Below are 3,262 nucleotides of genomic sequence, written 5' to 3' on the forward strand. Positions count from 1 at the left end.
GTTTCCAATATTAATTTAGAGGTGTTTTCAGTTTTTGAAAAATTAATACAGGCTTATAGGCACGCTACCTGTTATATTTGGTTCCATCCGAAAGTTGGAATGTGGATGGGGGCAACACCGGAAACATTACTTGAAATTGAAGGCTCTAAATTTAAAACAATGTCTTTGGCCGGTACACAGAGGTTCGTGAATACTACAGAGGTTACTTGGGGTACAAAAGAGATTGAGGAGCAACAAATGGTAACGGATTATGTACTTTCAAACTTAAAAAAAGTTACCGATACCTTAAATGTTTCTGATACTTACACAGCGAAAGCAGGTTCATTATTACATTTGCGTACCGATATTACAGGAGCCATTGAAAATGAAAATGCAGTTGCAAAATTAATAGAAGTGCTGCATCCAACTCCTGCGGTATGCGGTTTTCCAAGAGAAACTTCGAAATCCTATATTTTAAAAAATGAAAATTTTGATCGTTCTTATTATACAGGCTTTTTAGGGGAATTAAATATGGATGGCTCTTCTGCTTTGTATGTCAATTTACGATGTATGGAAGTCCTTGATGAAAATTCCTTGCGTTTGTATGTTGGAGGAGGGATCACGGCGAAAAGCAATCCTGAGAAGGAGTGGGAAGAAACCGTTGCAAAGTGCAAAACAATGGAATCTATTTTGTAATTTTACAGACTTAAAATTTGATGTTGCTGAGGTAGTTCATAGGCAAGTCAAAAACAATTTTAGGTTCAGTATTAGATGAAATACCCAAAAAATGATCTTGCTCAATTAGTGATAGCATCTTGTGTTGCTAATGGAATTGACTCCGTAGTAATTTCTCCAGGATCTAGAAATGCCCCTTTAACAATTGGTTTTACAAGTCATTCCGATATCAATACTTATAGCATAGTAGATGAAAGATGTGCTGCGTTTGTGGCTCTAGGAATGGCACAGCAAACAAGAAAACCGGTTGCGTTGGTATGTACTTCTGGCTCTGCATTGTTAAATTACTATCCAGCAATTTCTGAAGCTTTTTATAGCGATATTCCTTTGGTGGTACTTTCTGCGGATAGACCCGAAAATTTATTAGAGATAGGGGATGGTCAAACCATTCAGCAAAAGAATGTTTTTGAAAATCATTCGCTGTACAATGCGAATTTAATCACTGGAGAACCCGAACATAATAAGGAAGAGCTAAAAAATGCATTGTATACTTCTGTGTTAAAAAAAGGACCTGTTCATGTGAATATTCCCTTTGAGGAACCCTTATATGAAACGGTTGATACAATGCTAGCTTTGCCAACAGAACAACATTATGATTTTAGCAAAAGCACTTTAAAAGAAGTGCCTTTGGATGTTGAGGATTTACAGTTGTACGCAGACAAATGGAATCAAGCATCGAAAAAAATAGTATTGATAGGAAGTAGTTTTCCGGATGAATTGTTGCAAGTTCAATTGGAACATTTGTTGAAAGATCCTTCTGTGTTGGTTTTTACGGAAACGATATCTAATGTAAAACATCCTCGCTTTTTCAATTCGATAGATCAATTGTTATTTCCGTTGAATGCTGAAGCTTTAGAAGCCTTAAAACCAGAAATAGTATTGACACTTGGTGGTTTGGTTGTTTCAAAACGAATCAAACAGTTTTTTAGAAATCACCAACCCAAAGAACATTGGCATGTAAATGAAAAAAGAGGATTGGATTCCTTTCATTGCATGACACGTCATTTTGCGATTTCTTCTCAATTATTCTTCAGTCAGTTTTTCTTTCTTACCAAGGTGAAAGAAAGTACGTATCACGAGGAATGGTTTCAGTTGAAATTAAAAAATAAAGAAAGACATAAAGCCTATATTAATAAAATTCCATATTCAGATTTTGTGGTGCATGCTGTATTGTTAGATTCTTTTCCGGAGAATATTCAGTTGCAATTGAGCAATAGTTCTGTGGTACGATACAGTCAATTGTTTGATGTGAATCCATCTCTAAAAGTTTTTTGCAACAGAGGTACCAGTGGTATTGATGGTAGTACATCTACAGCTATTGGAGCTGCAATGGAGGTAAAGGATCAGGTCGTTTTTGTTACGGGAGATGTAAGCTTTTTTTATGATAGCAATGCATTGTGGAATAATTATATCCCAAAGAGTTTTAGAATTATTTTGATTAACAATAATGGTGGTGGAATTTTTAAATTTATTCCTGGTCCATCAAAAAGTGGAGCCTTAGATTATTTTGAAACGCCTCATGGTTTGACTGCTGAGCATTTATGTAAAATGTATGGTTTTGAGTATACTACTGCGTCAGATAAAGAATCTTTGAAAAACGAGTTAGAAGATTTTTATGCTGGAGATCAACCTAAATTATTGGAGGTATTTACGCCTTCTGATATAAATGATACGATATTAAAAGATTATTTTAATAATTTAAAATAGAAGAAATGGAATTAAAAGTAGGTGAAAAAGTGGACTTGGTAATTGGTCGATTTACAAACGTTGGAATCAGTGTTTTGGTAAATGATGAATACGAAGGCTTGTTATATAAAAACGAAGTATTTAAGCGTGTTCGTGAAGGTCAGAAAGTAGTAGGTTATATCAAAAAACTAAGAGAAGATGGAGGGATTGATGTGTCACTTCAGCCTATTGGATTTTTAAATAAAATTGGTCCGAATGAAACGATTATTTTAGAAAAACTGCAAAGTTTGGATGGTGGTTTTATTGGATATAATGACAAAAGTAGTCCTGATGATATCAAGTATCATTTTAAAATGAGTAAAAAATCTTTTAAAAGTGCTATCGGTGGATTGTATAAAGCAAAAAGAATCGTAATTACCGATAAAGGAATTGAATTAGTAGAAAAAGATACTGAATAAGTTCTAAATAAAAATTCATAAAAAAAGTCCCTGTAAGTTTTATAGGGACTTTTTTTTAAATTGTAATTTACTTTTTCAAGTAGAGCTAATGGAGGGAGTTTATTTTTGTAATAAATTATTAGTAACTTAAAGTTGCTATGAAAATTTTAATAACATTTATTCCTTTCCATATTCTGGTGCTTTTATGTATTGGAATAGGTATTCAATACTATTTCCCGGTTGAGCATTCTTATTTTATATATGCTATTGCATGTTGTGTTGGATTATTGTGTTTGAAAAGTAAAAAGCTTTTTAAAATAGGAATTTTCATCGTCCCTGTTTTTATAGGTATGTTTTCCATGCAGCTGCAGCAGCCGAAAAATTTGCAACTAGATTCAGAAAAAAAGTTGAAAGTTTTTGTTATA

General features: G+C 33.4%; 4 protein-coding genes. All 4 read left to right on the forward strand.

What is annotated here, in order from left to right:
• A partial coding sequence (locus tag P8H68_RS01870; protein WP_300320897.1) for a chorismate-binding protein occupies positions 1–675 on the forward strand: 675 nt, incomplete at its 5' end.
• A 75-nt stretch (positions 676–750) separates the two neighbouring features.
• Entirely contained in the window at positions 751–2,421 is a 1,671-nt protein-coding gene (gene menD, locus P8H68_RS01875) for a 2-succinyl-5-enolpyruvyl-6-hydroxy-3-cyclohexene-1-carboxylic-acid synthase (RefSeq protein WP_300320899.1), read from the forward strand.
• A 5-nt stretch (positions 2,422–2,426) separates the two neighbouring features.
• Positions 2,427–2,858 carry a DNA-binding protein gene (locus P8H68_RS01880; protein ID WP_300320901.1) on the forward strand — a complete coding sequence of 144 codons (432 nt, stop codon included), beginning with the start codon at positions 2,427–2,429 and terminating at the stop codon, positions 2,856–2,858.
• 137 nt (positions 2,859–2,995) lie between these two features.
• On the forward strand, positions 2,996–3,262 hold a 267-nt coding region (locus P8H68_RS01885), incomplete at its 3' end, for a hypothetical protein (protein WP_300320904.1).

Source organism: Flavicella sp. (assembly GCF_029238425.1).
Lineage (GTDB): Bacteria > Bacteroidota > Bacteroidia > Flavobacteriales > Flavobacteriaceae > Flavicella.